The sequence below is a fragment of the Collinsella bouchesdurhonensis genome (assembly GCF_900155365.1).
Lineage (GTDB): Bacteria > Actinomycetota > Coriobacteriia > Coriobacteriales > Coriobacteriaceae > Collinsella > Collinsella bouchesdurhonensis.
On sequence record NZ_LT699740.1, the window covers coordinates 10,315 to 11,694 of the forward strand.

General features: G+C 70.1%; 1 protein-coding gene. It reads left to right on the forward strand.

Translation table 11 applies throughout. The features are described 5' to 3' along the window. Nucleotides 1-873: 873 nt before the first annotated feature. Nucleotides 874-1,380: type IV secretory system conjugative DNA transfer family protein (locus BQ9843_RS04945; RefSeq protein ID WP_230205601.1), on the forward strand; the 507-nt coding region annotated here is incomplete at its 3' end.

The following is a 1,380-nucleotide window of genomic DNA, read 5'->3' on the forward strand; positions in this document are numbered from 1 at the left end:
GCGCTACGAGGACATGCGCCCGACCATCGTCACGTCGAACTACGCGCCGGGCGCGCTGGCGGACAGGCTCGCAAGGCGCGGCGAGCGCGTCACGGCAGAGGCGATCGCGAGCAGGATCTCCCAGACCTGCAGGCCCGTCTACCTGGGCGGAAGGGACAGGCGCCGGCTCGGCTAGCTTGTGCGCTTCCCGTGGAGGCGCGGACGGCTCGACCCAGCTCGACCCATCGCGGGCGGCCCCGGTCGCCGCCGCAATCGAAATCGCTATACACGTCTTGGGCGGCGCCGACGCGCCAGCACGCACGCCTGCTCCGACTCGCACCGTGCCCCCATCGCGAGGACGCCGCCCGCCAAGCAACAAACGAAAGGCGGAGGGCCCATGGACGGCTTCGAGAGGATAACCGGCCGCGAGCACGACGGGCTCGTGGAGAAGTGCCAGGAGAACGGCTGGCTCAAGGTCGGCGGCTTCGACTGGCAGGACGACCCGTTCCTCGAGGAGTACCCCTACGAGTTCTCCCGCACGGAGAGCGTCGACAGGCTCCGCGAGGCGCTCGGCTCGGGCAACTGGGCCATACGCCAGGGGTTCTGCTACCGCGACCTCGCGTTCATCCAGCAGGTGAACGGCGGCGACGAGTGGTGGACGCTCAAGCGCGACGGCGACGCGTGGACCGGCTTCGAGAGCTGGAGCTTCGGCGCCATCGCCCAGGAGCCCGAGCGGTTCGAGCGCGCCATGCGCGACATGTGCGAGGCGACGCCGGAGCAGTGCCGCAGCGGCGAGTGGGCCCATCTGCACGAGAAGGCTCCCGAGCCGCTGGCGCAGCGCGCCGCGNGAGCCGCAGGTTCGACCTCTCCACCGACACCAACGACAACGTGCTCGTGGTTGGAGGACCCGGCACCGGCAAGACGCGCTACTACGTCAAGCCGAACCTCCTGCAGGCCAACGCCAGCTTCTTCGTGACCGACCCGAAGGGCACGCTCATCCGCGAGATGGGCGGCGCGCTGGCGGAGCTCGGCTACGAGATCCGCGCGTTCGACACCATCGACTTCACGCGCTCGATGCGCTTCAACCCCATAGCCTACATACGCGACGAGGCGGGCGTCATCCGCTTCGCCCGCGGCATCGTCGCCAACACCGAGGGCGAGGCCGACCACAAGGGCGACCCCTACTGGGAGAAGGCCGAGCGCCTGGTCTACACCGCGCTCACGGCCTACCTCGTCATGCACTGCGAGCCTGCCGACCGAAACCTCGACGGGCTGCTCACGCTGCTCTCGCTCGCCGACGCCCGCGACGACCCGGGCTACATGAGCCCGCTCGACATGGTGTTCCGCGAGCTGGAGACCGGCGAGCGCTACGTCAGGCGCGGCGGCGCCTCGGCGGAGGGC